22 protein-coding genes are annotated in these 26,247 nt (G+C 73.0%); 11 read left to right on the top strand and 11 right to left on the bottom strand.

Annotation, left to right across the window (positions count from 1 at the left end):
• Window positions 1-107: 107 nt before the first annotated feature.
• On the top strand, window positions 108-572 hold the full coding sequence (locus tag ACSNN9_RS08840) for a hypothetical protein (protein ID WP_436672411.1): 465 nt from the start codon (window positions 108-110) through the stop codon (window positions 570-572).
• 6 nt (window positions 573-578) lie between these two features.
• Here ACSNN9_RS08840 and ACSNN9_RS08835 read toward each other — a convergent pair whose 3' ends face one another.
• On the bottom strand, window positions 579-1,538 hold the full coding sequence (locus ACSNN9_RS08835) for a DUF389 domain-containing protein (RefSeq protein WP_436672409.1): 960 nt from the start codon (window positions 1,536-1,538) through the stop codon (window positions 579-581).
• Between the two features lie 230 nt (window positions 1,539-1,768).
• Between ACSNN9_RS08835 and ACSNN9_RS08830 the strand changes: the two genes are divergently transcribed.
• From ACSNN9_RS08830 to ACSNN9_RS08815, 4 genes are all read left to right on the top strand, one after another.
• A complete protein-coding gene (locus ACSNN9_RS08830) occupies window positions 1,769-2,464 on the top strand; it encodes a sugar transferase (RefSeq protein ID WP_436672408.1) in 696 nt (231 codons plus the stop codon).
• A complete protein-coding gene (locus ACSNN9_RS08825; protein WP_436672407.1) occupies window positions 2,461-3,609 on the top strand; it encodes an aminotransferase class I/II-fold pyridoxal phosphate-dependent enzyme in 1,149 nt (382 codons plus the stop codon). The genes ACSNN9_RS08830 and ACSNN9_RS08825 overlap by 4 nt, the downstream gene beginning before the upstream one ends.
• Window positions 3,606-4,247, top strand: coding sequence for an acetyltransferase (locus ACSNN9_RS08820; protein ID WP_436672405.1), 642 nt, complete (start codon window positions 3,606-3,608; stop codon window positions 4,245-4,247). Before ACSNN9_RS08825 ends, ACSNN9_RS08820 begins: the two co-directional genes overlap by 4 nt.
• A 145-nt stretch (window positions 4,248-4,392) precedes the next feature.
• Window positions 4,393-6,261 (top strand): polysaccharide biosynthesis protein, encoded by a 1,869-nt coding sequence (locus ACSNN9_RS08815; RefSeq protein ID WP_436672404.1) that lies wholly within the window; start codon window positions 4,393-4,395, stop codon window positions 6,259-6,261.
• A 67-nt stretch (window positions 6,262-6,328) separates the two neighbouring features.
• Here ACSNN9_RS08815 and wecB read toward each other — a convergent pair whose 3' ends face one another.
• From wecB to ACSNN9_RS08790, 5 genes are all read right to left on the bottom strand, one after another.
• Window positions 6,329-7,453, bottom strand: coding sequence for a non-hydrolyzing UDP-N-acetylglucosamine 2-epimerase (wecB, locus tag ACSNN9_RS08810; protein ID WP_436672403.1), 1,125 nt, complete (start codon window positions 7,451-7,453; stop codon window positions 6,329-6,331).
• A complete protein-coding gene (locus tag ACSNN9_RS08805; protein WP_436672401.1) occupies window positions 7,450-8,688 on the bottom strand; it encodes a glycosyltransferase family 4 protein in 1,239 nt (412 codons plus the stop codon). The genes wecB and ACSNN9_RS08805 overlap by 4 nt, the downstream gene beginning before the upstream one ends.
• Window positions 8,685-9,812 carry a polysaccharide biosynthesis C-terminal domain-containing protein gene (locus ACSNN9_RS08800; protein ID WP_436672400.1) on the bottom strand — a complete coding sequence of 376 codons (1,128 nt, stop codon included), beginning with the start codon at window positions 9,810-9,812 and terminating at the stop codon, window positions 8,685-8,687. Before ACSNN9_RS08800 ends, ACSNN9_RS08805 begins: the two co-directional genes overlap by 4 nt.
• Window positions 9,806-10,846: an SDR family NAD(P)-dependent oxidoreductase gene (locus ACSNN9_RS08795; RefSeq protein ID WP_436672399.1), complete on the bottom strand. Its 1,041-nt coding sequence runs from the start codon at window positions 10,844-10,846 to the stop codon at window positions 9,806-9,808. The genes ACSNN9_RS08800 and ACSNN9_RS08795 overlap by 7 nt, the downstream gene beginning before the upstream one ends.
• A 148-nt stretch (window positions 10,847-10,994) precedes the next feature.
• Window positions 10,995-12,359: a glycosyltransferase family 4 protein gene (locus ACSNN9_RS08790; protein WP_436672397.1), complete on the bottom strand. Its 1,365-nt coding sequence runs from the start codon at window positions 12,357-12,359 to the stop codon at window positions 10,995-10,997.
• A 59-nt stretch (window positions 12,360-12,418) separates the two neighbouring features.
• On the opposite strand from ACSNN9_RS08790, the gene ACSNN9_RS08785 reads away from it, so the two are divergent.
• Genes ACSNN9_RS08785 through ACSNN9_RS08770 form a run of 4 tightly spaced genes read left to right on the top strand, consistent with a single transcriptional unit; the run spans window position 12,419 to window position 16,482 of the window.
• Window positions 12,419-13,108 (top strand): NeuD/PglB/VioB family sugar acetyltransferase, encoded by a 690-nt coding sequence (locus ACSNN9_RS08785; protein ID WP_436672396.1) that lies wholly within the window; start codon window positions 12,419-12,421, stop codon window positions 13,106-13,108.
• Window positions 13,109-13,145: 37 nt separating this feature from the next.
• A complete protein-coding gene (gene gmd, locus ACSNN9_RS08780) occupies window positions 13,146-14,159 on the top strand; it encodes a GDP-mannose 4,6-dehydratase (RefSeq protein ID WP_436672394.1) in 1,014 nt (337 codons plus the stop codon).
• Window positions 14,156-15,355 (top strand): glycosyltransferase, encoded by a 1,200-nt coding sequence (locus ACSNN9_RS08775; protein ID WP_436672391.1) that lies wholly within the window; start codon window positions 14,156-14,158, stop codon window positions 15,353-15,355. The genes gmd and ACSNN9_RS08775 overlap by 4 nt, the downstream gene beginning before the upstream one ends.
• The gene (locus ACSNN9_RS08770; protein ID WP_436672390.1) at window positions 15,352-16,482 is read left to right on the top strand and encodes a DegT/DnrJ/EryC1/StrS family aminotransferase; all 1,131 of its coding nucleotides are present in this window, start codon (window positions 15,352-15,354) and stop codon (window positions 16,480-16,482) included. The genes ACSNN9_RS08775 and ACSNN9_RS08770 overlap by 4 nt, the downstream gene beginning before the upstream one ends.
• On the opposite strand, the gene ACSNN9_RS08765 is transcribed toward ACSNN9_RS08770, so the two are convergent.
• The 3 genes from ACSNN9_RS08765 to ACSNN9_RS08755 all read right to left on the bottom strand — a co-directional run bounded on the left by ACSNN9_RS08765 (window position 16,466) and on the right by ACSNN9_RS08755 (window position 20,491).
• Window positions 16,466-17,791 carry a hypothetical protein gene (locus tag ACSNN9_RS08765; protein WP_436672388.1) on the bottom strand — a complete coding sequence of 442 codons (1,326 nt, stop codon included), beginning with the start codon at window positions 17,789-17,791 and terminating at the stop codon, window positions 16,466-16,468. The two genes, ACSNN9_RS08770 and ACSNN9_RS08765, sit on opposite strands and share 17 nt — an antisense overlap.
• Window positions 17,788-19,005 (bottom strand): hypothetical protein, encoded by a 1,218-nt coding sequence (locus ACSNN9_RS08760; RefSeq protein ID WP_436672386.1) that lies wholly within the window; start codon window positions 19,003-19,005, stop codon window positions 17,788-17,790. The genes ACSNN9_RS08765 and ACSNN9_RS08760 overlap by 4 nt, the downstream gene beginning before the upstream one ends.
• Before the next feature lie 157 nt (window positions 19,006-19,162).
• Window positions 19,163-20,491, bottom strand: coding sequence for a hypothetical protein (locus ACSNN9_RS08755; protein ID WP_436672384.1), 1,329 nt, complete (start codon window positions 20,489-20,491; stop codon window positions 19,163-19,165).
• A 329-nt stretch (window positions 20,492-20,820) separates the two neighbouring features.
• On the opposite strand from ACSNN9_RS08755, the gene ACSNN9_RS08750 reads away from it, so the two are divergent.
• A complete protein-coding gene (locus ACSNN9_RS08750; protein WP_436672383.1) occupies window positions 20,821-21,750 on the top strand; it encodes an NAD(+)/NADH kinase in 930 nt (309 codons plus the stop codon).
• Between the two features lie 308 nt (window positions 21,751-22,058).
• On the opposite strand, the gene pgm is transcribed toward ACSNN9_RS08750, so the two are convergent.
• A complete protein-coding gene (gene pgm / locus ACSNN9_RS08745) occupies window positions 22,059-23,705 on the bottom strand; it encodes a phosphoglucomutase (alpha-D-glucose-1,6-bisphosphate-dependent) (protein WP_436672381.1) in 1,647 nt (548 codons plus the stop codon).
• Complete coding sequence (gene glgC / locus ACSNN9_RS08740) at window positions 23,702-24,934, bottom strand: glucose-1-phosphate adenylyltransferase (RefSeq protein WP_101409073.1); 1,233 nt, start codon at window positions 24,932-24,934, stop codon at window positions 23,702-23,704. The genes pgm and glgC overlap by 4 nt, the downstream gene beginning before the upstream one ends.
• A gap of 71 nt (window positions 24,935-25,005) precedes the next feature.
• Here glgC and glgA point away from each other — a divergent pair, with 71 nt between their 5' ends.
• The gene (gene glgA, locus ACSNN9_RS08735) at window positions 25,006-26,214 is read left to right on the top strand and encodes a glycogen synthase (RefSeq protein WP_436672380.1); all 1,209 of its coding nucleotides are present in this window, start codon (window positions 25,006-25,008) and stop codon (window positions 26,212-26,214) included.
• Window positions 26,215-26,247 lie beyond the last annotated feature (33 nt).

Genomic DNA, 26,247 nt, shown 5'->3' with positions numbered 1-26,247 from the left:
TCAGCTCGACAGCGTCGTGCCGGTCCTTGCGTCCGCCGGGCCTCAGGCCCCGTGGCGACCCGGAGCGGGCTGTCCGGTGGCGGGCGGTGGGGCGTACCGTCGCGGTCGTGGACGAGGGCGACGGCCTGGAGTGGCGGGAGCGGCAGCGGCGGGCGGTGCGGGCGCACGCGGCGGCCGACGAGCGTCGGCGGGCGGCCGAGCACGCCGAGGCGGCGGAGCTCGTCGCCTGGTTCGTCGCCGAGGCGACCCGGCGCGGGCTGCCCACGGAGCGGCTCACGGCCCGGGGCCCCGACGGGCGCGGAAGCTACCGGACGGGGCTGCGCGGGTGGTACGTCGACCGGGCCCGCACCCGGGCCGTCGACGTCGACGGGCGGTTCCACCTGCTGACCGTGGCCGGCGGCCCGCGCGCCCGGCTGTTCGGGGCGGAGCCGCAGCCCAGTCCGCCGCCGCTCGTGGTCGGCGCGGGCGGCCGGGACGGCGAGTCGATTCCGCTGCGCACCCTGCTGACGCGCCGGTTGGCCGCGGGCGACGAGGCGTCCCGGGCGGGATCAGCGGGCGATGAGGCGCCCTGAGCGGGGTCAGCGGGCGACGCCGCCCGGCCGGCGCGCCCGGCGCCGCCGGCCGAGGTGCCACCACCAGGACTGCTGCACCAGCAGCGTGGCGAGGCCGGCGAGCACGATCGCGCAGAGGTTGATCACCAACTGGAGCGCCGAGCCGGACGCCTCGTGCCAGACCCCGTAGGCGACGGCGACGGCCACGTTCGCGGCGGCCGGCACGGTGGTCACCGAGATCAGCACTCCGACCAGGCTGCCGGACTTCTTCGAGGCCAGGGAGAGCATGCCGGCCACCCCGGCGAGCAGCCCGACCACCCAGGACAGCGCGTCCGGCCGCCAGATGAAGTCGGTCAGCGGGCGTTCGGCCTCCAGCATCCCGCGCTCGACCAGCCCGGCGGCGTCCAGCCCCCACGTGCTGAGGACGGTGACCACCATGGCGGCGAGGAAGCCGACCACCAAGGCCTGCACCGACCGGCCGATGACCGGCAGGTTGCGGCGCAGCAGTGCCACGCAGAGCGCCGCCAGGGGGCCGAACTCGGGGCCGACGACCATCGCGCCGACGATGAGGATCGGCTGGTCGAGCAGGACGCCGACGCCAGCGAGCATGGTGGCGACGATGATCAGCACGAGGTAGGTGGCGGAGAGCTCCGTCTGCTCGCCGGTCTTGGCGGCGATCTCGTCCCAGACCACCGCGTCCGCCCCGCTGCCCGGCGCTCTCCGGGCCGCCCGGCCGGCCGCCGAGGAGATGGCCAGCTCGACGTCGTCGGCCGAGATGGCGCCGCGCTCCTCCACACCGAGCTGCCGCAGCCCGGCCAGCACGTTGTCGGCGCTCTCCCGGACCACGTCGCAGAGGATGAGGTCGCCCGCCGGCTGGCGGGCGGCGCCGGGGAGCACCGCCAGGTGGGTCACCCCGGGATCGGCGGCCAGCAGGTCCGCCACGGCCGAGGACTGGTCCGGCGGCGCGATGACTCTCAGATGCAGCAACGGCTCTCCCCCGCGTCGTCGACCGTCGAGCACTCTACTGCCGGCGCGGGCGCGTCGAGGGGCACGTCTTTCGGCACCGGGCCGCGTCCTGACCGGCCGTTGCGCGGTTGACCTGTCGGGATCGGCGTCGAGTGTCGCGATTTCGCGCTCCCGGCATGTTCATCCCTGTTAGAACGTGTTTGTCGTATGGTGCCTGACTATGCCTGGAGGTCGAGACCTTGCCTGGTTCCGTGAACACACCGGAGAGCCTCACGCAGCGGCCCCGACCGGAGGCCCTCAAGCGGGCGATCGACGTGCTGGCGGCCGTGCTGCTGCTCGTACTGGCCGCGCCACTGATCCTCGTCGTGGCGGTGCTGGTGGCGGCGGGACTCGGCCGGCCGGTGCTGTTCCGGCAGCCGCGCGCGGGACTGCACGGCGAGGTGTTCGAGCTGGTCAAGTTCCGCACCATGCTCCCGCCGGATCCACGGCGGGGCCGGGTGCGCGACGAGGACCGGCTGACGCCGCTGGGGCGGTTCCTGCGTTCCACCAGCCTGGACGAGCTGCCGACGCTGTGGAACGTGCTGCGCGGCGACATGAGCCTGGTCGGCCCGCGCCCCCTGCTGCCCGAGTACCTGCCGCGCTACTCCCCCGCCCAGGCCCGCCGGCACGAGGTCAGGCCGGGCGTCACCGGGCTGGCCCAGGTACGTGGGCGCAACAGCCTGGGCTGGGAGGAGAAGCTGGAGCTGGACGTCTGGTACGTCGACCACCGCAGCCTGCGGCTGGACCTGTCAATCCTCGCCGCGACCGTCCGCACCGTGCTGCGCCGCGAGGGGATCTCCGCGGCGGGCTCGGCCACCGCGCCCGAGTTCCTCGGCACGCCCTCGCCCGCACCGCCCGCCCCGGCACCGGAGGCCCCCCTGGCCGTGCCCGCCGGAGGTGGCCGATGAGCCGGACCATCCACCTGTCCCCGCCCGACGTGGGGCCGCTGGAGGAGTCGTACGTCGTCGCGGCCCTGCGCTCCGGCTGGGTCGCGCCCGTCGGGCCGGACCTCGACGCGTTCGAGCGCGAGGTCGCCACGCGGGTGGGCACCCGCGGGGCCGTCGCGGTGAGTTCCGGCACGGCCGCGCTGCACCTGGCCCTGCTCGGGGTGGGAGTCGGGCCGGGGGACGCCGTCATCGTGCCGACGCTGACGTTCGTGGCGACCGCGAACGCGGTCCGCTACGTCGGCGCCCGGCCGGTCTTCGTCGACTGCGACCCGCATTCCGGGAACGTCGACGTGGCGCTCGTCGACGAGCTGATCCGGACGCTCACCCTGCGGGGGCACCGCGTCGGCGCGGTCGTCCCCGTCGACCTCTTCGGCAGCTGCGCCGACCACACGGCGCTGGCCCCGGTCTGCGCGGCGGCGGGCGTGCCGGTCGTCGAGGACGCCGCGGAGGCCCTCGGCGCGACCCATCACGGCCGGCCGGCCGGCTCCTTCGGGCAGGTGGGCATCCTCTCCTTCAACGGCAACAAGATCATGACCACCTCGGGCGGCGGGATGCTCGTCTCCGACGACGCGGCCCTGCTCACCCGGGCCCGGTTCCTGTCGACCCAGGCCCGCGAGCCGACCCCGCACTACGAGCACCGCGAGACGGGCTACAACTACCGGCTGAGCAACCTGCTCGCGGCGCTGGGCCGTGCCCAACTCGTCCGGCTGGACGGGATGATCGCCCGGCGCCGGCACCTGCGCGACCAGTACGCGAAGCTCTTCGCCCCGGTCCCGGGCGTGCGGCTGCTCGGCGTGGAGGATCCCGGCTCCAACTGCTGGCTGACCACCATCGCGGTCGACCCGGAGCGGTCCGGCTGGCGGGCCGCCGACCTGGCCGCCCACCTGGCCGCGCGGGACATCGAGACCCGCCCGGTCTGGAAGCCGATGCACCTGCAACCGGCGTACGCCGACGCCGAGCGCCTCGTCACCGGGGTGGCCGAGCGGCTGTTCGCCGACGGGCTGGCCCTGCCCAGCGGCAGCGCCCTGAACGAGCGGCAGGTCGGCCTCGTCCTCAGCGCCGTCGACGAGTTCCTCGCGGCCCGGACGGGAGCGTCGACGGCGTGACGGTCCCCCTGGTGGTCGTCGGCTGCGGCGGGCACGGCCGGGAGGTCCTCACGATCGCCCGGGCGATGGACGCCGCCGGAGGGCCGCGCTGGCGGCTGCTCGGGTTCGTCGACGACCGCCCCTCCGAGGAGAACCTGAAGCGGGTGCAGCGGCTCGACGTGCCCTATCTCGGCGGCGTCGCCTGGCTTCGTGACGCGCCCCCGGACGCGCACCACGTCATCGGCATCGGCGACCCGCGCGTGCGGCGGGCGGTCGCCGCCCGGGTCGACGCGTACGGCACGCCGGCGGCGAGCCTGGTCCATCCGGCGGCGACGATCGGGCCGGACGCGGTGCACGGCCCGGGCTTCGTCGCCTTCGCCGGGGCCCGGGTCACCACCAACGTCACGCTCGGCCGGCACGTGCACCTCAACCAGAACGCCACGGTCGGGCACGACTGCACCCTCGCCGACTTCGTGTCGGTCAACCCCCTGGCCGCCGTGTCCGGCGACTGCCAGCTGGCGGAGGGGGTGCTGGTCGGGACGACGGCGGCCGTGTTGCAGGGCCTGCGGGTGGGCCGGGACAGCACCGTCGGGGCGGGCGCCTGCGTCGTCCGCGACGTGCCGGACGGCGTCGTCGTCAAGGGCGTGCCCGCCCGTTGACCCGACCCGACCTCGGCCCCACGGACGAAAATCGGTCATCAAACCTGAAAACCTCCAAACATCCCCTTCGGGCATGTATCAACTAAAGGAGCCCAAAGCTCCTTCCGCCCTCGGCGGAAGCGGCCGGAGACGGACAGGAGCACAGATGCCGCCGGAAACAGAGACCACCCGAGGCGGGCAGGGGACGCGCCGGGCCAGGGCCCGCCGCCGCACCATCGGATTCCTCGCCACCGACAGCACCGCCTGGGTCGGCGGGTTCGTCGCCGCGGTCTGGTTCCGCTACGAACTCGACCTGGCACCCGGCCAGCTCGCGCGCGCCGCCGCCTGCGGCGTCCTCGCCGCCGTCGTGCACGTGGCCGTCGCGGCGGTGCGCCGGATCTACTCCGGCCGCCACCCGCTGGGCAGCCTCCAGGAGGTGCAGGGGGTCGCCGGCACGGCGGCCACCACGGCCGCGATCATGCTGATCGGGCTGCTGCCGGCCGGCGTACGACCGGTGCCGGCGAGCACGCCGCTGGTCGGGGGCGCCCTGGCGCTGTTGTTCATGCTGACCGCCCGGTTCACCTACCGGCACCGCCGCGACCTCGCCATGCGGCCGGACGCCCGCTCGTCCAACCCCGTGCTGCTGTTCGGGCTCGGCGACGCCGGGCAGGGGCTGCTCCGGGCCATGCTCGGCGATCCGCGCGGGCGCTACCGGCCCGTGGGCGCCCTCGACGACGACCCCGACAAGCGGGACCTGCGCATCGGCGGGGTTCGCGTGCTCGGCGGCCGTCAGGACGTGGCGGCGGCCGTACGGCGCACCGGCGCGACGACCGTGATCTTCTCGGTCGCCAACGCCGACGCCGCGCTGATCCGGCAGATCCGCGAGGCCACCCTGCAGACCGGGGCGGCGTTCAAGGTGCTGCCTCCGGTCCGGGACCTCGTCGACCACCGGATCACCGTCCGCGACGTCCGCGACGTGCAGATCGGCGACCTGCTCGGCCGCCGGCAGGTGGTCGCCGACATGGCGCTGAGCACCAACGGGCTCAGCGGCCGGCGGGTCCTGGTCACCGGCGCGGGCGGCTCCATCGGCTCGGAGCTGTGCCGGCAGGTGATGAAGGCGGACCCGGGCGAGCTGATGATGCTCGACCGCGACGAGTCGGCCCTGCACGGCCTGCAGATGTCGCTGGCCGGCCGGGCCCTGCTGGACGGCCCCGAGCTGATCCTCGCCGACCTCCGCGACGACGAGGGGATCCGGCGGATCATCCGGGAGCGCCGGCCGGACGTCATCTTCCACGCCGCCGCGCTCAAGCACCTCACGCTGCTCCAGCGGCACCCCGGAGAGGCGGTGCAGACGAACGTCTGGGGCACCCTCTCCGTGCTCGACGCGTGCCGCGACGTGGCCCGCTTCGTCAACATCTCCACCGACAAGGCGGCCGACCCGATCAGCGTCCTCGGCTACTCGAAGCGGATCACCGAGCGGCTGACCGCGCACGCCGCCTCCCGGTTCCCCGGCACGTTCCTCAGCGTCCGCTTCGGCAACGTGCTGAGCAGCCGCGGTTCGGTGGTGACCGCGTTCCAGCGGCAGATCGAGCTGGGCCACCCGCTCACCGTCACCCACCCGGAGGTGACCCGCTACCTGATGACGGTGCAGGAGGCGGTGCACCTGGTGTTGCAGGCCGCCGAGATCGGCCGCGACGGGGAGGCGCTGGTGCTGGACATGGGTGAGCCGGTCCGCATCGCCGACCTGGCCCGGCAGATGGCCGAGCAGGCGGAGAGCAGCGTGCCGATCGTCTACACCGGACTGCGCCCCGGCGAGAAGCTGCACGAGGACCTGTTCGGCGCCGGCGAGACCGACACCCGGCCGCTGCACCCGTTGGTGTCGCACGTGGCGGTGCCCGCCCTCGACCCGATGGAGGTCAGCGGCCTCGACCCGTACGACGATCCGGAGAAGGTCGTCGCGCAGCTCGCCCTGCTCTGCGACCACCCGGTCGGGCCGGTCCCCCGCAGCTCGGTGCAGGTGCCCTTGTCCCGCTGACCCCGACCCCGCACGCGGCGAGGGGCGGCGACCGGAAGCTCCGGTCGCCGGCCCTTCTGGCGCGGTTTCAGCGGCGGATGCCCGCCCAGTCGTGGTGCCGGCGGACGGTGGAGAGGACGAAGTCGACCACCCGGCGGGAGGTGTCCGGGACCCGGTAGTCGACGGGGCACGGCACGCCCTGGGCGGCGACCTGGGCCACGGTGACCTCGACCGCCTCGACCACGCCCTGCGGGTCGAGCCCCGTCATGATGATCCCGCCCGCGTCCAGCGCCTCGGGTCGCTCGATCGACTCGCGCAGCGTCACGGCGGGGAAGCCGAGGATGGCGGCCTCCTCGCTGATGGTGCCGCTGTCGGAGAGCGTGCAGAAGGCCCTGGTCTGCAGGTGCACGTAGTCGAAGAGGCCGAACGGCTCGTGGAACGCGATGCCGTCGAGGGCCGCCGCGTCCGGCGCCAACGCCTCCAGCCGCTTGCGCGTACGCGGGTGCGTGGAGACCAGCACCGGGTGCCCCCACCGCTCGCGGACGGCTCGGAGGCAGTCGAGCAGGCGCTTCAGGCGGGCCGGCTGGTCCACGTTCTCCTCGCGGTGCGCGCTGACCACGAAGTACCGGCCGGGCGCGAGGTCGAGCTGACGCAGGACGCCCGACGCGGCGATGTCGGCCCGGTAGTGCTCCAGCACCTCCCGCATGGGCGAGCCGGTGTGCAGGATCCGGCGCGGGTGCAGCCCCTCGGCCAGCAGGTTGCGCCGGGCGTGCTCGGTGTAGACCAGGTTGAAGTCCGCGACGTGGTCGACCAGCCGCCGGTTGGTCTCCTCCGGGACGTTCAGGTCGAAGCAGCGGTTGCCGGCCTCCATGTGGTAGACCGGCACCCGCATCCGCCGGGCCATCAGCGCGGCGATGCAGCTGTTGGTGTCGCCGAGCACGAGCAGCGCGTCGGGCCGCGCCTCCTCGATCGCCGCCTCCATGCCGACTAGCACGCCGCCCAGCACCCGCCCGAGCGACGAGGTGTCCACCCGGAGGAACCGGTCCGGCTCGCGCAGCCGCAACTCCTTGAAGAAGACGTCGGAGAGCGTGCTGTCCCAGTTCTGTCCGGTGTGCACCAGCAGGTGCTCCACCGTGTCGTCGAGCCGGGCGATCACCCGGGACAGTCGGATGATCTCGGGTCGGGTGCCGACCACCGTCATGATCCGGGTCATGCCCGTCCTCCCTCTGCTGCCAGCTTGGTCATGATGTCCTCGAACTGGTCCACGCCCACCCGCAGCGACATGCGCTCCTGGTAGACCCGCCGGGCCCGCCGGCCCAGTTCCGCCCGCACGTCCGCGGACTCGGCCGCCGCGACGGAGAACCGCGCGGCGAGGGCGCGCCAGTCCCCCGGCGGGGAGACCAGGCCGACCCCGGCCGAGCGGACCAGGGCCGCGGCGTCGCCGCCCACGGACGCGATCACCGGGACGCCGCAGGCCAGGGCGGCCTGGAGCTTCGACGGGATGCTCCCGCGCAGCGCGGGCAGGTCGCGCAGGCAGACCAGCTGCCAGTCGGCGGCCGCGTACAGCTCGGCCATCCGTTCGGCGGGCCGCCGGCCGACGAACCGTACGTTGTCGGCGCCGAGGTCCGCAGCGAGCCGGCGCGCGGCCTCCTCGCCGGCGCCCGAGCCCACCAGCACCAGGTCGATCCGGTCGCGCACGGCGGCCGCCGCCCGGATCGCGGTCTCGATCCCCTGCAACAGACCGATGTTGCCGGCGAACATCACGGTGCAGCGCCCGCGGTGGCCGAGTGCCGCGCGGGCCTCGTCGGTGGCCGGCACCGGCCGGAACAGCCCGTCGTCGGTCCAGTTCCACACCACCCGGACCCGGTCCGGGTCCGCGCCGCGGGCCACGACCAGGTCGGCCATCGCCGGCGAGATCACCACGACTGCGCCGGCCAGGCGGTACGTCGCCCGCATCAGCGCGGCGACGCTCCCCTCCAGGGCCCGGCCCGCCCGGCCGGCGGGCGCCATGCCCGAGCCGAGCACCGACTCCGGCCACAGGTCCTGGACGTGCAGCACGATCGGCGTACGCCGGGCCAGGCGGGCCAGCGCCGCCGCGGCGATCGAGGTGGGTGGCGGGTGGTAGACGTAGGTGACGTCGACGCCCGCCAACCAGCGGACGCCGCCCAGCGCGCTGCTGGCCCCGAAGGACAGGTGGCTCAGCGCGCGCCGGGCGGCGGACGTGTCGTGGCTGGGGTAGGCGGGCACCCGTCGGACGGCGACCGCCCCGTCGGTCTCGGTGTGCCGCCAGCGCTGCCGCCAGCCGGGGAAGGTCCGGCCGTGCGGGTAGCTCGGAAAGGTGGTGAGCACCCGCACCTCGTGGCCCCGCTCGGCCAGTTGCCGCGCCAGGTTGCCGGGGATGAACACCCCTTCGGGCGGGTACCACTGGCTGACCAGCCCGATCCTCACGCGGCGACCACCGCGCGCTCCGGCCGGGCCGGCTCGACCGGTTCGGGCCAGGTGTCCGGCCGGCCCGGGTCGAACAGCTCGTTCGTCCAGAACATGGTGACCAGTTCGTCGTCGCCGGTGTTGACCAGGTTGTGCACCCACATGGTGGGCATGTCCACCAGCACCGGCCGGTCGCCGGAGACTCCGAACCGCACCACCTCGGTGTCGCCGACGCGGCGCAGGCTGATCTCCGCCGAACCGCGCAGCACCACGAAGCGCTCCACCTTGGCCAGGTGGAAGTGCTCGCCCCGGGTGATGCCGGGACGGGTCGTGGAGCAGAAGGTCTGGCCGCCGCCCCCGTGCGTCTTGACCGTCTCGACCAGCTCGCCCCGGGCGTCCGCCCGGCGCGGCAGCGCCAGCGGGTAGTGCGCCGGGAAGCAGTGCGAGCGGTAGGTGTTGAACAGCCGCACGTCGTGCCGGTTCGCCAGGGCCGGCAGCTCACCCGTGCGGTAGGTGGCGGCGACGTCGGCGAGCCGGTCGGCGAGGGCCCGTACGCCGGTCCGCAGCGCCGGCATGGCCGGGTCCCACGAGCCCCCGGCCGGTACGCCGACGAGCCGGGCCGCCGCGTCGGTGACGTGCACCAGGCTCAGCTCGCGGTCGCCGTGGACCTCCGGCTGCCCGCCCTCGGCGAGCAGCCGGCAGAACGTCGCGACCGCGGAGTTGTAGAACGGCCGGCCGTGCTCGCCGTACAGGTTCGGCAGCAGGACGTCGTCGACGCGCAGGCCCGTGTCGGCCAGGATGCCGGCGGCGGCGGCCTTCGCGTCGCCGTAGGGCGTGCCGTTGCCGGCCTGCACCGAGTTGGCGAAGACCACCGCGCCGGGCGGGGTCGGGCAGTGCTTGAGGCCCTGCGCGAGCTGGGCGGCGAGCTGCACGTTGCCGGCGGCGACGTCGGCCGGCTCGCCCCGGTTGACCCCGGCCAGGTGCAGCACCCGGTCGACGCCGTCGAGCTTCGCCGCGACCCGCTCGGGGTCGGCCAGGTCGGCCCGGGTGACGACGACCGGCTCCGGCCAGCCGAGGACGCGCAGCAGCACCCGCACGTGCCAACCGAGGAAACCGCCGGCGCCGGTGACCGCCAGCCTCAGCACGCCAGCACCGGGTCCCGCAGGGCCAGCTCCGCGCGGACCTCCGGCAGCGTCTTCAGCAGCTCGACGATCTCCGGTACGCCCAACCGCGGCGCGTTGGCGGAGTTGAAGTCCTCCGGCGGCCCCTGGCCCAGCTCGCCCTCGGAGACGTAGAGCGCGTAGTTGAGGTCGCGGGCGTCCAGCGGCACCCGGAGGAAGTCGCCGAAGTCGTCCGCCTGGGCGAGTTCCTCCCGGCTGGCCAGCGTCTCGTCCTGCTTCTCGCCGTGCCGTACGCCGATCATGTCGAGCTTGGCGGGCACGTCGAAGAGTTCGCAGACCGCCTCGGCCAGGTCGCCGATGGTGCAGGCGGCGGCCTTGCGGATGAAGATGTCGCCGGGCCGGGCGTGCTGGAAGGCGTGCTCGACCAGCTCCACCGAGTCGGCCAGCGACATCAGGAAGCGGGTCATCTGCGGGTTCGTCACCGTGGGCGCGCGGCCCGCCTTGACCTGCTCGATGAAGAGCGGGATCACCGAGCCGCGGGAGTACATGACGTTGCCGTACCGGACGCAGGAGACCGTGGTCGCGCTGTTCGGGTTGTTCCGGGCGTGCGCCTGGGCGACCTTCTCCATCATGGCCTTGCTCATCCCCATCGCGTTGACGGGGTAGACGGCCTTGTCGGTGCTCAGCACGACCACGGAGCCGACGCCGTTGCGCTCCGCCGCCTCGACGACGTTGGCGCTGCCCAGGATGTTGGTCCGCACCGCCTCCAGCGGAAAGAACTCGCACGAGGGCACCTGCTTGAGGGCCGCCGCGTGGAAGACGTAGTCGATGCCCCGGCTGGCGCGCAGCACCGAGTCGTAGTCGCGCACGTCCCCGACGTGGTAGCGGACCCGGTCGTCGCCGAGCAACCGGCGCATGTCGTCCTGCTTGGCCTCGTCGCGGCTGAGCACCCGGACCTCGCCGACGCCACGGTCGAGGAGGCGGCGCACCATCGTCTTGCCGAAGGAACCCGTGCCGCCGGTGATGAGGACCCGGCGGCCGGTGGTCATGAAGGTCATGGAATCTCCCGTGTCGTCGCTCGCCGGCCGCCACCTCCGCCTCGGCGGGTGCCACCGCGAGGCCCGCGCATGCCGGATGGCGGCAGGGATCCGTCCCCGCGCGGTGCGGCACCCGGGACAACGAGACGCCCCGGCGGCGAGATACGCGTTAGGGGAATAAGCCGACAAAAGGGGCGGTCCTTGCACCGCTGGTGTGAGACCGCAGGCGCACCACGTCCAGGATGCTCTCCCGGGCCACGGACGACCGCCACCGGCGGTAGGCGGCGGCGGCGGCCAGGCGTGCGTCGTGGCGTTGCTCAGGCGTCCGCGCGGCCCACCGGTCGATCTCCGCGGCCCAGGCGGCGGCCGTGAGGTCCGGCACCACCGACCCGCCCCCGCCGGTGAGCACGGGCGTCCACGGCGTGCGGTCGGAGCAGAGGACCGGGCAGGCAGCGGCCAGACTCTCGGCGATGACGTGACCGAAATTCTCTCCGAGGGTGGGCAGGACCAGCGCGTCGTGCGCGGCGAGCGCCCCCGCCACCTCGGACGGCGCCAGCACACCCTCGTACCGAACCCGAACCGTCGGTGGCAGCCCGGCGATCAGCGCCTCACAGCGTCGCCAGTAGGCCGCGTCCTCGATTGGGCCGTACACGACCAGCGTCACGGGCAGCCGCACGGCCGCCAACGCCTCCAATGCCAGGGCCAGGTTCTTCATCGCGGCGACGCGCCCGACGAACACCAGCCTCAGCGGCCCCGGCGCGGGCGGCGGGACCGACACCGGCTCCGGCGGCAGCGGGCTCTGGTTGGCGTTCACGTGGACGGTCGCCCAAGGGAACACCTGCCGGATGTCGGCGGCCTCACGCTCGGTGGACGCGTGGAACGACGCGTCCAGCCGGCGCAGGACACGTCGCCAGCCGGCGACGAACAGCCGTTTGCGCGCCGAACGCAGCGACAGTGCCCCGGGCGAGCACTCACCCCGCGGCGCCACCAGCACCCGGTCGACCCGCAGCAGGCCGCAGCCGACGGCAACGATCGGGAACACCGACATCGGCGCCCACAGGCTGTTGACGTAGAGCAGGTCGAAACGGGTCCGTCGCAGCTCGCGCCAGAGCACGAGCCACTGTCGCGGGTCGCGCAGCGACAGGTAGAAGACCGGAATTCGACCGCGGGCGTGCCAGCGGCCGGACAGTCCCGGGTAGGACTGCACGTCGCCGAGGTCGCGGTCGCGAGTGACCAGCGTCGGCGCTATCGCGGGCGAAGCCGCGTCCAGGATGTGCGCCACCGAGCGACCGGGACCACCGCCGCGGAAACCTGGCTCGAAGTACGTGCAGGTGACCAGCACACGGAACGGCGCCGGACCCGGGCGGGTCTCCGCCCCGGAGAAACCGCTACGGTCGTCCAGGCGGCTCTGCTGCACAAGACCTCCCGGACCAGGAAACTGCCACGCCCAATTCGAAAGGGCAAACGAGCGCCGCGCCCGGCGGTTACCCGCCGTGGCGGATACGTCGGAACTGGCGAAGGCATTCGTCGACAATCGCGGCCGCGAATGTGAAAGCCGCCTGTGCCCCCGCTGGCGCCGGTATAACCGGTCCCATGCCCAGCGTCCAGACAGTCCCGCCCGCCCGGCAGACCACCCTCCACCAGGGGCATCCCCTCGTCGTCCTCGGGACCTCCGGGCACGCCCGGGAGATCGCTTGGATCGCGGAGCAGGCCGATCAGCCGGTGCTGGGATGCGTCGGCCCTTATCGGGCGACGGAGCACGACCGCCTCCCCGTGCCGTGGCTGGGCGACGACGATTGGCTCGCCACCGCCGACCCGACCGTGCGCTACGTCGTGGGCGTCGGCGACGGGGCCCTACGGGCCCGGATCGACCGGGCCGCCGGCCGCAACGGACGCCGCTGCGGCTCGTTGGTCTCCCCGACGGCGGTGATCGGCGCCCGGTGCACGGTGGGCGAGGGCAGCGTCCTCTGGCCCGGCGCGGTGCTCACCACCGACGTTCGGATCGGCCGGCACGTCCACATCGGCACCCGGGCGACGGTGAGCCACGACACCGTCATAGGCGACTACGCGACGTTGCTGCCCGGCTGCACGGTGGCCGGCAGCAGCCGGATCGGCGACGGCGCCACCGTCGCCGCGGGGGCCACGGTCGTCGACAACATCTCGATCGGGCGCGACGCGGTGGTGGGCGCCGGGGCGGTGGTCGTCCGGGACGTCCCGGACAACGTCGTCGTGGTGGGTGTTCCGGCCCGGATACTTCGCCCCACCCGTCCCTCGGCGCACTGAACAGCAGCTTCACCTCACTTCTTGCGAAAGGCGCGGCATGAGTCGAGTCGCACTCATCACCGGCATCACCGGGCAGGACGGCAGCTACCTGTCGGAACTCCTGCTCGACAAGGGCTACACGGTGCACGGTCTCAAGCGCCGGTCGTCAAGCTTCAACACCGAGCGGATCGACCGGCTCGACGTCCACCCGCGGCGCCCGGACGCGCGCCTGTTCCTGCACTACAGCGACCTCTCCGACGCCGGCTCGCTGGTCGGACTGCTTCGCGACATCCAGCCACACGAGATCTACAACCTGGGGGCGCAGAGCCATGTCCGGGTGTCATTCGACATCCCGGGCTACACAGCGGACGTCACCGGGATGGGCGCGCTGCGGCTGCTGGAGGCCGCCCGCCTGGCCGGCGTCGACAGCCGTTTCTATCAGGCGTCGTCGTCGGAGATGTTCGGCTCGACCCCGCCTCCGCAGCGCGAGGAGACCCCGTTCCACCCGCGCAGCCCGTACGCCTGCGCCAAGGTGTTCGCCTACTGGGCGGCGGTCAACTACCGCGAGTCCTACGGCATGTACTGCGCCAACGGGATTCTGTTCAACCACGAGAGCCCTCGGCGGGGCGAGAACTTCGTTACCCGGAAGATCAGCCGGGCCGTGGCGCGCATCGAGGCGGGCATCCAGGATCGGCTCTACCTCGGCAACCTCGATGCGGTGCGGGACTGGGGGTACGCCCCGGAATACATGGAGGCGGTCTGGCTGAGCCTCCAGCAGGACCGGCCGGACGACTTCGTGGTGGCCACGGGCGAGGGCCACACCGTGCGTGAGTTCGTTGAGGCCGCCTTCGCCCACGTCGGTCTGGACTGGGAGAGGTACGTGGTGACCGACCCTGCGTACTTCCGCCCGGCCGAGGTGGACGCCCTCATCGGCGACTACGGCAAGGCCCGCCGGCAGCTCGGTTGGGCCCCCAAGACGCTCTTCGGCGACCTGGTCCGGGTGATGGTGGACGCCGACCGCCAACTACTCGAGGACGAGCGGATGGGCCGGTTGGTGCGGGTGGACCGGTGAGGATAGGCATCGACGCCACCACGGTGCGACCTGGGCACTCCGCCGGGATCGAGGCGTTCTGCTACGGCCTGCTCGACGGCCTGGCCGCCACCCACCACGAGCTGAGCGTGCACGTGCTCAGCGGCACCGCGGACGAGTGGCGCCGGCGGGTGGCCTCGAACCAGGTCGCCTGGTCGGAGGTGCGAACGACGCTGCGCACGGACAACTCGGTTGGGCGCCTGCTGCGCCGACACACCCCCGGGGCCGTCGCATCCTCGCTGGCGCTTCGCCGCACCGTCAACCTGGTGCGTCAGTGGAGCCGGCCCCGGGCGTCCGGCGCAGACGTGATGCTGCACCCGTTCGCCGCGGCGCCGGCCCACGGCGACCCGGCGGTCATCGTGCTGCACGACCTGCGTCACCTCCACCCCGAGTACGGCTCGGCGGGCTACGCGGAGGTGATCCGCCGCAACGTGGCCCGCGCCGCCGCCGTGGTGGTCTCCTGGCCACACCCGTACGCGCAGGCGGTGCGGGCGTTCCCCGAGGCGCGGGAGCGAATCGCGCTGATCCCGCTACCGGCCTTCCACTCGCCAGCGGGGTCGTCCGCCGCCGAGCCCGAGCCGGGGCTGTTGTTGTACCCGTCGTCCACCGCCCGGCTGAAGAACCACGCCACGCTGCTGGAGGCCATGGCGCTGCTGCCCGAATGCCGCCTCGTCTGTCCCGGGCCACTGGTGGAGCCCGAGGCAAGCCGGTTGCTCGCCCGCGCCGACCAGCCCGACCTGCGGGGCCGCGTTTCGTTTCCCGGCTTCGTGAGCACCGCCGAGCTGGCGTCGTTGTACGCCCGCGCCAGTGCCGTGGTGGTGCCGTCCCTGTGGGAGGCGGCAAGCGGGGCGATGCTCGAGGCGTTCAGCTGGGGGCTGCCCGTCGCTTGCGCCGACTCCGAGCCACTGCTCGCCCAGCTCGACTTCACCGGGGCGGACGCGGCAGTCTTCGCCGCCCGCGACCCTGCCGCCCTCGCGGCGGCGGTCCGGCGGGTCCTTTCCGACCCCGGGCACTACGCGCGCTCGTCCCGGGCGGCGGGGTCGCTCCTCAGTGGACGGACCTGGGTCGACACGGCCGCCGACTACACGGCCGTACTGGAGTGGGTGGTTGCCGGCCGGCCCGGTCCGATGCCCCGGTCGGCGTTCGGTGGCGCCCTGACCCGTGAAGGATCCCGATGACCTTGCAGGAGCGCTACCCGGTCGCCCGACCGTCGCTGTCAGATCTGGAGGAACGGTACCTGCTCGACGCCTACCGCAGCGGCTGGATCTCCTCGCAGGGCCCCTACCTCAGCCGCTTCGAGGAACTCTTCGCCGGCCGGTGCGCCGCGAGGACGGCCGTCGCCACCGGTAACGGCACGGTGGCCCTGCACCTGGTGTTGGCGGCGGCAGGTCTCGGCCCTGGAGACGAGGTCATCGTCCCCGCGCTGACCTACGTGGCCACCGCCAACGCGGTGACCTACTGCGGCGCCCAGCCGGTCTTCGCCGACGTGACACCGCAGAGCTGGTGCATCGACCCGGAACAGGTTGCGGCCCTCATCGGGCCGCGAACCAGGGCGGTGGTGGCCGTGGACCTGTACGGTCACCCGGCCGACTACGCCGCGCTGCGGCGACTCTGCCAGCGGCACGGGCTGCTCCTCGTCGCCGACGCGGCGGAGTCCTTCGGCGCCCAGCTGCACGGCCGCCCCACGGGCGACCTGGCCGACGCCACCACCTTCTCCTTCTTCGGCAACAAGGTCGTCACCTCCGGCGAGGGCGGCTGCGTCACCACCTCCGATCCGGCCCTGGCCGACCGGATGCGGCTGCTCCGCAACCAGGGGATGGACCCGGACCGCCGCTACTACTTCCCCGTCGTGGGATACAACTACCGCCTGACCAACCTGGCCGCTGCCCTACTCTGCGCACAGCTCGAACGCGCCGACGAGATCATCGCCCGGCGGGACGCTGTCGTCGACGCCTACGAGCGGGAGCTGGCCGAGCATCCCCTGCTCACCGCGCAACCGGTCCTACCCGGGGTGCGGCGAGCCCCCTGGATGGCCTCGTTCCTCGTCGGGCCGTCCGGAATGGCGGGACTGCGCGACGACCTGGCCCGCGCGCTGGACCTGCGCGGCGTGGACACCCGCCCGTTCTTCGTGCCCCTGCCGCACCTGCCCCCGTACGCGGGGTCCCGCGGCGACCACCCGGTCACGCTGGATCTGGCCCAGCGCGGGATCAACCTGCCGACGTACGCGGACCTCACCGACGTGGACGTGAAGACGATCGTCGACCGGGTCCGCTCCGCGCTGTCAGGTCTCACGAGTCGCCAGTGAGCCTTGCTGCCGACAGCGCCGGCGTACCGCTGACTCCCGCGGGGGTTCCCGACCGGTCCGCCTGGCGTCCTTCCCCGCGCAGCAGGTGCAGGTAGCTGCCCCACCAGGTCACCATGCTCAGCAGTCCCATCAGGGCCAGGGCAACCGCCGCCCCGGTCGCGCCGCGCAGCATGGCCCCCACCGTCACGGCCGGGATCCGCACGGCCCCGAGAGCCGCTCCGATCAGCAGCGTCCGCCGGGCCGCGCCCTGCACCCGGTGCGCCGCGAAAGCCACCATCGCCGCCCCGGCCGCGATCACCTCCACCGCGAGCAGCGCCAGCAGCTCCTCCGCATGCCGCCAGTTGTCGCCGAGCACCGTCCGACCGACGTCGTCGGGCAGCAGTAGTGCCACCAGGCCGGCCGGGGCGGTCACGGCCAGCAACGCGACGGCAGCCCGCACCGCGCCTCGTCGCCGGATCGACGCGCTGGTGGCGCGTGCGGCGGCCAGCCGGGGGATGACCAGTGCGGTGGCGCTTCCCACCAGCAGTGCGGCCGGGCCGAGCAGCGTCCGTCCGGCGCCGAGGGCGCCGACCACCGCCACGCCCACGACAACGGCCACGGCCGTCAGCGCGAGTTGCGCAGATCCCGCGGTGACCAGGAACTGCAGCCCGTAGCTGACCGACGCACGGGTGCCGGGGCGGTCGAGTCGCCACGCCGGGCGGACGGTGTCTCCGACGAGCAGCACCGTGGCGTAGCCCGACAGCGCTCCCGCGCCCGCCCACACCGCGAACACGATGATCGGGTCGAGCACACCGGCCAGCCCCAGGACCGCGGCCAGGGCGGTCGCCCCGGTCCACGCGGCCTCGCGCTGGCAGGGGGGGCGCGGGCGGCCGAGTCCCACCCCGACGACGCGGCAGTGCTCGTGCAGCAACAGGCCCGGCAGCGCCAGGGCGGTGAGGACCAGATACCCGGACCCGTCGAAGAGCCCTCCGATGAACACCGGCACGGCGCAGCTGACACCCACGACGACCACCCGCGAGGGAGCGTCGGCCGCACCACCGGACGCGGCCAGCACCGCGTCCGTCACCATGGCCCGACACAGGCCGGTGGCCAACACGTAGAGCGAGAAGGCCAAGGCGAACCGACCGAGGTCGTCGAGCGGCGCCACTCGGGCGATGGTGAGGGACAGCAGCAGGTTGCCGACGCTGGAAAGGGCTGCCGCCAGCACCGCCCACGGGGCCCGGCCGAGGGACGGCGCGCGGATGGCGATCCGCACCCGCCGCGCCAGCCGGCCGCGGCGGGACGCCGCCTCGGAAGGTGAGCCGCTCATCTCCCGTTGAAGCACGGCTCCGCGGGCTTTGACAAGCCGAGCGGGCGCCGGGGGCCGGCCTCCGCGGCGTGACGACCTCGTGCGCGACCGCGGGTGTACCTCAGCAGCAGGAGGACCGGCAGCGCGGCCACGGTGTGCTGAAGGAAACCGATCATCGAATCGGGATGGCTGCTCGACCAGAGCAGCGGACCCGCCAGCACGAAGCAGAACAGGCTCAACCGCGCCGGGCCCGGCGACCCCTGCGCCCGCAGCAGCAGGATCGCCACCAGTGTCCAGCCGGCGTAGTAGAGCGGCACGCCGAGCCAGCCGTCGAGGAAGTAGACGTTGCCCAGGGCGAGGAAGCTGTACGCCGAGGTGGCCGAGCCGCCCAGGTACAGGTTGATCTGCGTTCCGGTGGAGAGGGGCGGCCGATCGGGGTCGAGCACCCGCGGCACCAGGCCGTACCGGGCATACTCGGCGATCCCCGGCTGTCCGACGTCGACGGGCACGTCGTGCCGTGCGGCCTCGGCAAGCTGGAGGTCGAGCCGGAGGCGGTCGGCGGCGCTGACATCGGCCGCCACACTCACGCCGCCCTCCATCCGCATTTCGTTCCGGAGGGCGAACATGGTCGGCCAGGCGACGAGGAGCACAACGCCGACGACGATCACCTCCCGCGCCCGGAGGAGCCCGCAGACCGCTCCGGCGCCCGCCACGAAGGACAGGTAGCCGAAGACCGGGGAGGTGATGCCGGTGAGGGCAACCGTCACGACCTGCCCGGCGACGAGGAAGCCGACCCAGCAGAGCACCCGCCACCGGGGCGCGTGACCGCCGAGGAAGCTCGCGATCAGAAGGGCGAGAGCCAGGTACGACCAGCCCGCCGCGAGCGACGTGTACCGGGCAATCGGTGACGTCGCCTCGGCGGTCACCTGGGCGAAGATCGTGCCATGGCCGACCTGGGCCCCGGTGACCGCGGCGATGACGCTGACGACCGCGACGACCCGGGCGGCCAGGTAGACGTGACGATAGGACGCGTTGACAGCGCCGATGCCGGGTCGCCATCTCGGGCGCCTGCGGAGCAGGTGGGCCGCCGTCTCGACCACCAGAGTGCCGATCAGCGCGGTGCCCAACAGGCGCAGTAGGAATGCGGTGTCGGGATTGGCGTACAGCACCGACAACGGGACGATGAGCAGGGCATAGGGCGCCAGCACCACCACTGTGACGGGGTAGCGTCGCACGATCCACAGCGTCCTTCGGCCCTGGTCGGCTGAGGCGCTCACCCTGCCGGCGGCCCGGCGGCCGGACGGACCTGCGAGAGCGCGGACGGGGTCGGCTGGGGCTGTCGGCACCATGGTCACACGAGCCTCCTGGCCTCGGGACACGTGATTAACCGGCTCACGCAACGAAGAGGGCATGCTTGCCCGCGGTCGTCCGCGCCGGTTCACTGATCTGGGTGAAGCTGACGGAACTCCGCACGAACTCCGGGTGGTCCCGACACAGTTCCCGAGCGAAGTACCTGGCGACATCCGTCAGGTCGAGTTGTCGGGTGGCCTCGACGTAGATCCGCAGTTCCTCGGGGCTCACCTGTCGGAACTGAACGCCGACGATGCCCGGGTACGACTTGAGAATGTGCACGGGCAGTATCGCGGACAGGTCGAGGCCTCCGTCGGCGGCGGCGACACGCACCACGTCCTGCCGCCGGCCAAGCACCGCGTGGAACGCCAACGCGTTGCCGTCGATCACGTCGCTGGGCACGACGCGATCGCCGACGGCGTAGTGCACCAGTGGAAACAGGCGCGGGTTCAGGGTCGTGACATGCAGTTCGCCGTCGTCGTCCACCAGGCAGGTGAAGCTGTCCCAGAACACCCTGACGTCCCTCGTGTCCCGGCGCGACATCGCCAGCACTCCGGTCTCGGCCGAGCCGTACTCGATCACGGCAGGCGCCCGGAAGACCCGCTCCACGAGGGCGACGTCGGCGTCGCTCGCGGTTTCGGCGCAGAGCACGACGGCCCGCAACCGGCGCGGGAGCGGCCCCAGGTCCAACCGGTTGCTCTCGATGTACCGCGCGAGCTTGAACACCGCGGACGTGTAGCCCTCGAGGGAGATCGGATCGTGGCTGCGCAACGCCGTGTAGTGCGCACGCAGGGACGGCTCGCTGAGGTCGTACGCGTTGAGCCGGGTGATGTTCATGACCGCGTCAGAAACTCGCCGGCGCGCCTGGGCGGCCCGGCCGCGCAGCCCGCTGCCGAACAGGTGGGCGTGGCCCCAGAGCAGGAGGCTCGGGTCTGTGGGCCGAATGCCCGCCCAGTGGCGACCGAGGTACGCGTCGACCCACCTGTGGCCCACCTCGTCGGCGCCGCGCGGGTATCGGGTGGGCTGGCCCGTGCTGCCGCCGGTGGTGTACGCGTCGACGATCCGTCCACCCTGGAAGACCTCGTCCTGCCGGGCGATGAGGATCTCCTTGGTCAGCGGCGGGAACGATCGCAGCGCGGACGGCCGGTCGATCCGTTCCGGCAGACCGTGCTCCCGACGCCAGGCCCGGTAGAAGGGCACCTCGGCGAGGCAGTATGCCCACGTCTGGTTGAACCGGCGCACCTGCTGCCGCTCGATCCAGGCCCGGTCAGGGCTCTGCGAGTAGCGGGCGATCGCACGCTTCAGCGACCGGTGTCGCGCGCGCAGCAGGACGCGGCCCGGCAGTGACCGACCCACCGGCGGCGCCGCCACACGGGTTCCTTGCGACCCGGTAATCAGGTCCTCCAACTCGGGTCGGATCCCGCACTCCCGCACCGCTGCACCGCCCCTCACCGCTCGCACGTTCACCTGCTGTCGAACGAGCCCTGCGAGGGGAGGAAACGCCTCTCCTCGAAATTTGCCCGATCAGGTTTACAATCGGACAAATAGCACAAAGCGCAGTCCGCAGGCCTTCGAGAAGTGGTCAGCGGTGGACCGGCCGCGCCGGTAGTCGGCGCACGCGTGCGCCGACGGTTCCCGACCCGCCGACGCACCTTCCGGTACGCCCGTCCCGGAGCCCCGGGATGTGGTGAGCTGTAGGCATGGACCGGAGCCGGCTCGGGCTGGTGCTGCACCCCACCCGGGACGTCTCCGCGGTGGTCGACACGATCGTGGACTGGGCCGCCCGGCACCGCATCTCCGTGGCCGTACGCGCCGAGGACCGGCACCGCGTGCCGGCCACGGTCGAGCCGCTGCCGGTGGGCGAGGTGGCCGTCCGGTCGGACGCGCTCATCGCCATCGGCGGGGACGGGACGATGCTCGGCGCGCTGCGGTCGGCCGTCCACGATCCGAAGCCGGTGCTCGGCGTGCACGTCGGCAAGCTCGGCTTCCTCGTCGAGGTGGAGCCGCCGGAGCTGCCGAGGGCCCTGGACCGGTTGGTGGCGCACGACTTCACGGTGGAAAACCACAGCTGCCTGGCCTGCGACGTCTGCGGGGACGACCTCGTCGCGTTCAACGACATCGCGCTGATCCGCCAGCCCGGTTCCGGCTTCGTCAGCGCCTCCCTCGCGGTCGACGGGCAGCAGTACGGCTACTACCGCTGCGACGCGCTGGTGGTCAGCACCCCGACCGGCTCGACCGCCTACAGCTACGCCGCCGGCGGCCCGCTCGTCTCGCCGGCCACCGAGGCGGTGGTGGTGACCCCGTCCGCCCCGATGGCCGGCATCTCCCGTGCGCTGGTGCTCTCCCCCCACGAGACGGTCCGCCTGGAACTGCGCGAGGGCTCCGGCCCAGTGGCGGTGGAGGTGGACGGCGTGGTCATCCGGGACGCCGCGACCGAGGGCGTCGTGCAGATCAGCTACCGGCGGGACGCCGGCCTGGTCGTCCGCCTGGATCCGCGCCGCTACCAGGAACGCAACCAGCTGAAGCTGAGCCTGCTGGACCTGCCGCTGCTGCCCGAGCAGCTCCGCGAGCTGCTGCCGGAGGGCCTCCGCGAGCGGCTCAACCGCCGCGAGCTACCCCCGCCCCGCTGACCGCTCGCTGCCCGGACACCCTCGGGCGGTGGGTGGTGGGGCGCTGTCGAGCTGCCCCGTCCGTGAGACCGGCCGGGGCTGCCCGCCGCCCCGCCCATGGGGGCAGCTCGACAGCGCGGCACGCCCCCACAGGCCAAGCCGCGCCGCGCCCGGCCCACCCCGGCCCACCCCGGCACGCCCACAGGCGGGCCCGGCACCGCCGGCAGGGAGGTGCGGCACCAACCACAGGTCGGGCCCGGCACCGCCCACAGGTCAGGCCCGGCGCTGCCGCGCCGTCCGACTGCAAGGGGCGGGCCGGCAAGGCCGGCTCAGGCTCGTTCGAGTACCTCGGAGACCAGGTCCTTCGCCTCCTGCTGGATCCGGGCCAGGTGCTCCGGGCCCTGGAAGGACTCGGCGTAGATCTTGTAGACGTCCTCGGTGCCCGACGGCCGCGCGGCGAACCAGCCGGACTCCGTGGTCACCTTGAGCCCGCCGATCGGCGCGTCGTTGCCCGGTGCGGTGGTGAGGGTCGCGGTGATCGGCTCGCCGGCCAGCTCGGTGGCGGTCACCTGCTCCGGCGAGAGCTTGCCGAGCACGGCCTTCTCCTCCCGGGTCGCCGGCGCGTCGATGCGGGCGTACGCGGGCGCGCCGAAGCGCTCGGCCAGCTCCGCCCAGTGCTGGCTGGGGGTGCGGCCCGTGGTCGCGATGATCTCGGCGGCGAGCAGGCAGAGCAGGATGCCGTCCTTGTCGGTGGTCCAGGTGCCCCCGTCGCGGCGCAGGAAGGACGCGCCGGCGCTCTCCTCGCCGCCGAAGCCGACCGCGCCGTCGAGCAGCCCCGGGACGAACCACTTGAAGCCGACCGGCACCTCCAGCAGCGGGCGGCCCAGGTCGGCGGCGACCCGGTCGATCATCGAGGAGGAGACCAGGGTCTTGCCGACCGCGGCGGCCGGTCCCCACTGCGTCCGGGTCCGGAACAGGTGGGCGATCGCCACCGCGAGGTAGTGGTTGGGGTTCATCAGGCCGCCGTCGGGGGTGACGATGCCGTGCCGGTCGGCGTCGGCGTCGTTGCCGGTGGAGACCTGGTAGTCGGCGCGGGCGGCGATCAGGGAGGCCATCGCGTTCGGCGAGGAGCAGTCCATCCGGATCCTGCCGTCGCCGTCCAGGGTCATGAACCGCCAGGTCGGGTCGACCGTCGGGTTGATCACGGTCAGGTCCAGCCGGTGCCGCTCGGCGATCTCGCCCCAGTAGGCCACGCTCGCGCCGCCGAGCGGGTCGGCGCCGATGCGCACCCCGGCGTCGCGGATGGCGTCGACGTCGATCGCCGCCGGCAGGTCGTCGACGTAGCGGGCGAGGAAGTCGTACGACCCGGTGGTGTCGGCGGCGCGGGCCCGGGCGTACGGGATCCGCCGGACCTCCTTCAGGCCGTCGGCGAGGATGGCGTTGGCGCGGTCCTGGATCCACCTCGTGACGTCGGTGTCCGCCGGGCCCCCGTGGGTGGGGTTGTACTTGAAGCCGCCGTCGTCGGGCGGATTGTGCGACGGGGTGATGACGATGCCGTCGGCGAGGCCGCTGGTGCGCCCCCGGTTGTGGCCGAGGATGGCGTGCGACACCGCCGGGGTGGGCGTGTAGCCGTCGCGGCTGTCGAGCAGCACCGTGACCTCGTTGGCGGCGAGCACCTCGAGCGCGTCGACCGCGGCCGGGGCGGAGAGCGCGTGGGTGTCCCGGCCGAGGAAGAGCGGCCCGTCCAGGCCCCGCTCCCGGCGGTAGTCGCAGAGCGCCTGGGTCACCGCGAGGATGTGGTCGGAGTTGAACGCGTTGCGCAGGCTGGACCCGCGGTGCCCGGACGTGCCGAAGGAGACCTGCTGCGCCGGGTCCTGCGGATCGGGGTGCTCGGCGTAGTAGGCGGTCACCAGCCGCGGCACGTCGACCAGGTCGGCGGGCTGGGCGGGCTTACCGGCCCGGGGATGACTGCTCACGGTTCCACCTTCTGTCCCTTGCCGATCACCACGATGCCGTTGTCGGAGACGGTGTAGCGCTGCCGGTCCTTCTCCAGGTCGACGCCGATCTCGGCCCCCTCGGGCACGATCACGTTCTTGTCGAGGATGGCCCGGCGGACGACCGCGTGCCGGCCGATGTCGACGCCCTCCATCAGCACCGCGCCGTCCACGTGCGCCCAGGAGTGCACCTTCACCTTGGGCGAGACGACCGAGTTCTCCACCAGCGAGCCGGAGATCACCGCGCCGGGCGAGACCATCGAGGCGACCGCCCGGCCGACCCGCTCGCCCCACTGGTGCACGAACTTGGCGGGCGGGTAGGTCAGCTGCCCGGTGTAGATCGGCCACTCGAAGTTGTAGAGGTTGAACACCGGATGCACGTTGATCAGGTCCATGTGGGCGTCGTAGAAGGAGTCCAGCGTCCCCACGTCGCGCCAGTAGCCGCGGTCACGGTCGGTGCTGCCCGGCACCTCGTTGTCGCGGAAGTCGTAGACGTTGGCCTCGCCGCGCTCGACCAGCATCGGGATGATGCTGCCGCCCATGTCGTGCTTGCTGGTCTTGTCCTCCGCGTCGCGCTCGACCGCCTCGCAGAGCGCCTTCGTGCTGAACACGTAGTTGCCCATCGAGGCGTAGATCTGGTCGGGGGCGTCGGGCAGGCCGACCGCGTCGGTGGGCTTCTCGCGGAACGCCCGGATCCGCCGGCCGTCCTCGCCGACCTCGATCACGCCGAACTGGTCGGCCATCGACAGCGGCTGCCGGATGCCGGCCACGGTCACGCCGGCGCCGGAGGCGATGTGGTCCTCCACCATCTGCCGGGGGTCCATCCGGTAGATGTGGTCGGCGCCGAAGACGATCACGTGGTCGGGCTGCTCGTCGTGGATGAGGTTGAAGCTCTGGTAGATCGCGTCGGCGGAGCCGGCGAACCACCACGGGCCGCGACGCTGCTGCGCCGGCACCGGTGTGACGTAGTTGCCGAGCAGGGTCGACATCCGCCACGTCTTGGTGATGTGCCGGTCGAGCGAGTGCGACTTGTACTGGGTCAGCACGACGATCTTGAGATAGCCGGCGTTCGCCAGGTTGGACAGGACGAAGTCGACCATGCGGTACATCCCGCCGAACGGGACGGCCGGCTTGGCCCGGTCCGTGGTGAGCGGCATCAGGCGCTTACCTTCTCCGCCGGCCAGGACGATCGCGAGCACCTTGGCAGCCATGTCCAGACGCTATCCATCCCCGTGGGACTTCACCACTCGTACGGGCACACTTCTGCACTAGGGTCCGGGGGATGACGGAATCCGCACCGCTTCGTGTCGATCTGCTGACCCGGGAGTACCCGCCGGAGGTGTACGGCGGGGCCGGCGTGCACGTCGAGTACCTGGCCCGTGAGCTGCGCCGACTCGCCGATGTACGGGTGCACTGCTTCGGCGCGCCGCGCACCGAGCCGGGGGTCACCGCGTACGCCGAACCGGCGGGCCTGAGCGGCGCGAACGCCGCGCTGCGGACGATGGGCGTGGACCTGGAGATGGCGGCGGCGTGCGCCGGCACGGACGTGGTGCACAGCCACACCTGGTACGCCAACCTGGCCGGGCACGCCGCGAAGCTGCTGCACGGCGTGCCGCACGTGGTGACCGCGCACAGCCTGGAGCCGTTGCGGCCGTGGAAGGCCGAGCAGCTCGGCGGCGGCTACGCGCTCTCCTCCTGGTGCGAGCGCACGGCGTTCGAGGCCGCCGACGCGGTCATCGCGGTCAGCGAGGGGATGCGGCGCGACGTGCTGACCGCCTACCCCGCGGTCAACCCGGACAGGGTCCGGGTGGTGCACAACGGCATCGACACGGCGCAGTACGCCCCGGACCACGGCACGGACGTGGTGGAGCGGCTCGGCATCGACCCGGCCCGGCCCAGCGTGGTGTACGTGGGGCGGATCACCCGGCAGAAGGGCCTGCCCTACCTGCTGCGCGCGGCGCGCGACCTGCCGCCGGACACCCAGCTGGTGCTGCTCGCCGGCGCGCCGGACACCCCGGAGATCGCCGCCGAGGTGGAGGGCCTGGTGGGCGAGCTGCGGGCGAACCGGTCGGGCGTGGTGTGGGTGGCCGAGATGCTGCCGAAGCACGAGGTGATCCAGGTCCTCACCCATGCCACGGTCTTCGTCTGCCCCTCGGTCTACGAGCCGATGGGCATCGTGAACCTGGAGGCGATGGCCTGCGAGACGGCGGTGGTGGCCACCGCCACCGGCGGCATCCCGGAGGTGGTCGCCGACGGCGAGACCGGGCTGCTGGTGCCGATCGCGCAGGCCACCGACGGCTCCGGCCGGCCGCTGGACCCGGGCCGCTTCGTCGCCGACCTCACCACGCGGATCAACGAGGTGCTCGCCGACCCGGGCCGCGCCAAGGAACTCGGCCTCGCGGGCCGGCGCCGGGCGGTCGAGCACTTCTCCTGGGACGCGCTCGCCCGGCGGACGCTGGAGGTGTACCGGTCGGTGGGCGCCACGGGCTGAGCCGCGCGCGAACCGATCTCGCACAGTAGGTTG

Origin of the sequence: Micromonospora sp. URMC 107, assembly GCF_051386315.1 — a bacterium.
GTDB lineage: Bacteria > Actinomycetota > Actinomycetes > Mycobacteriales > Micromonosporaceae > Micromonospora.
Note: the sequence above shows the minus strand (reverse complement) of the source record. Positions and strands in the feature narration are given on the sequence as shown.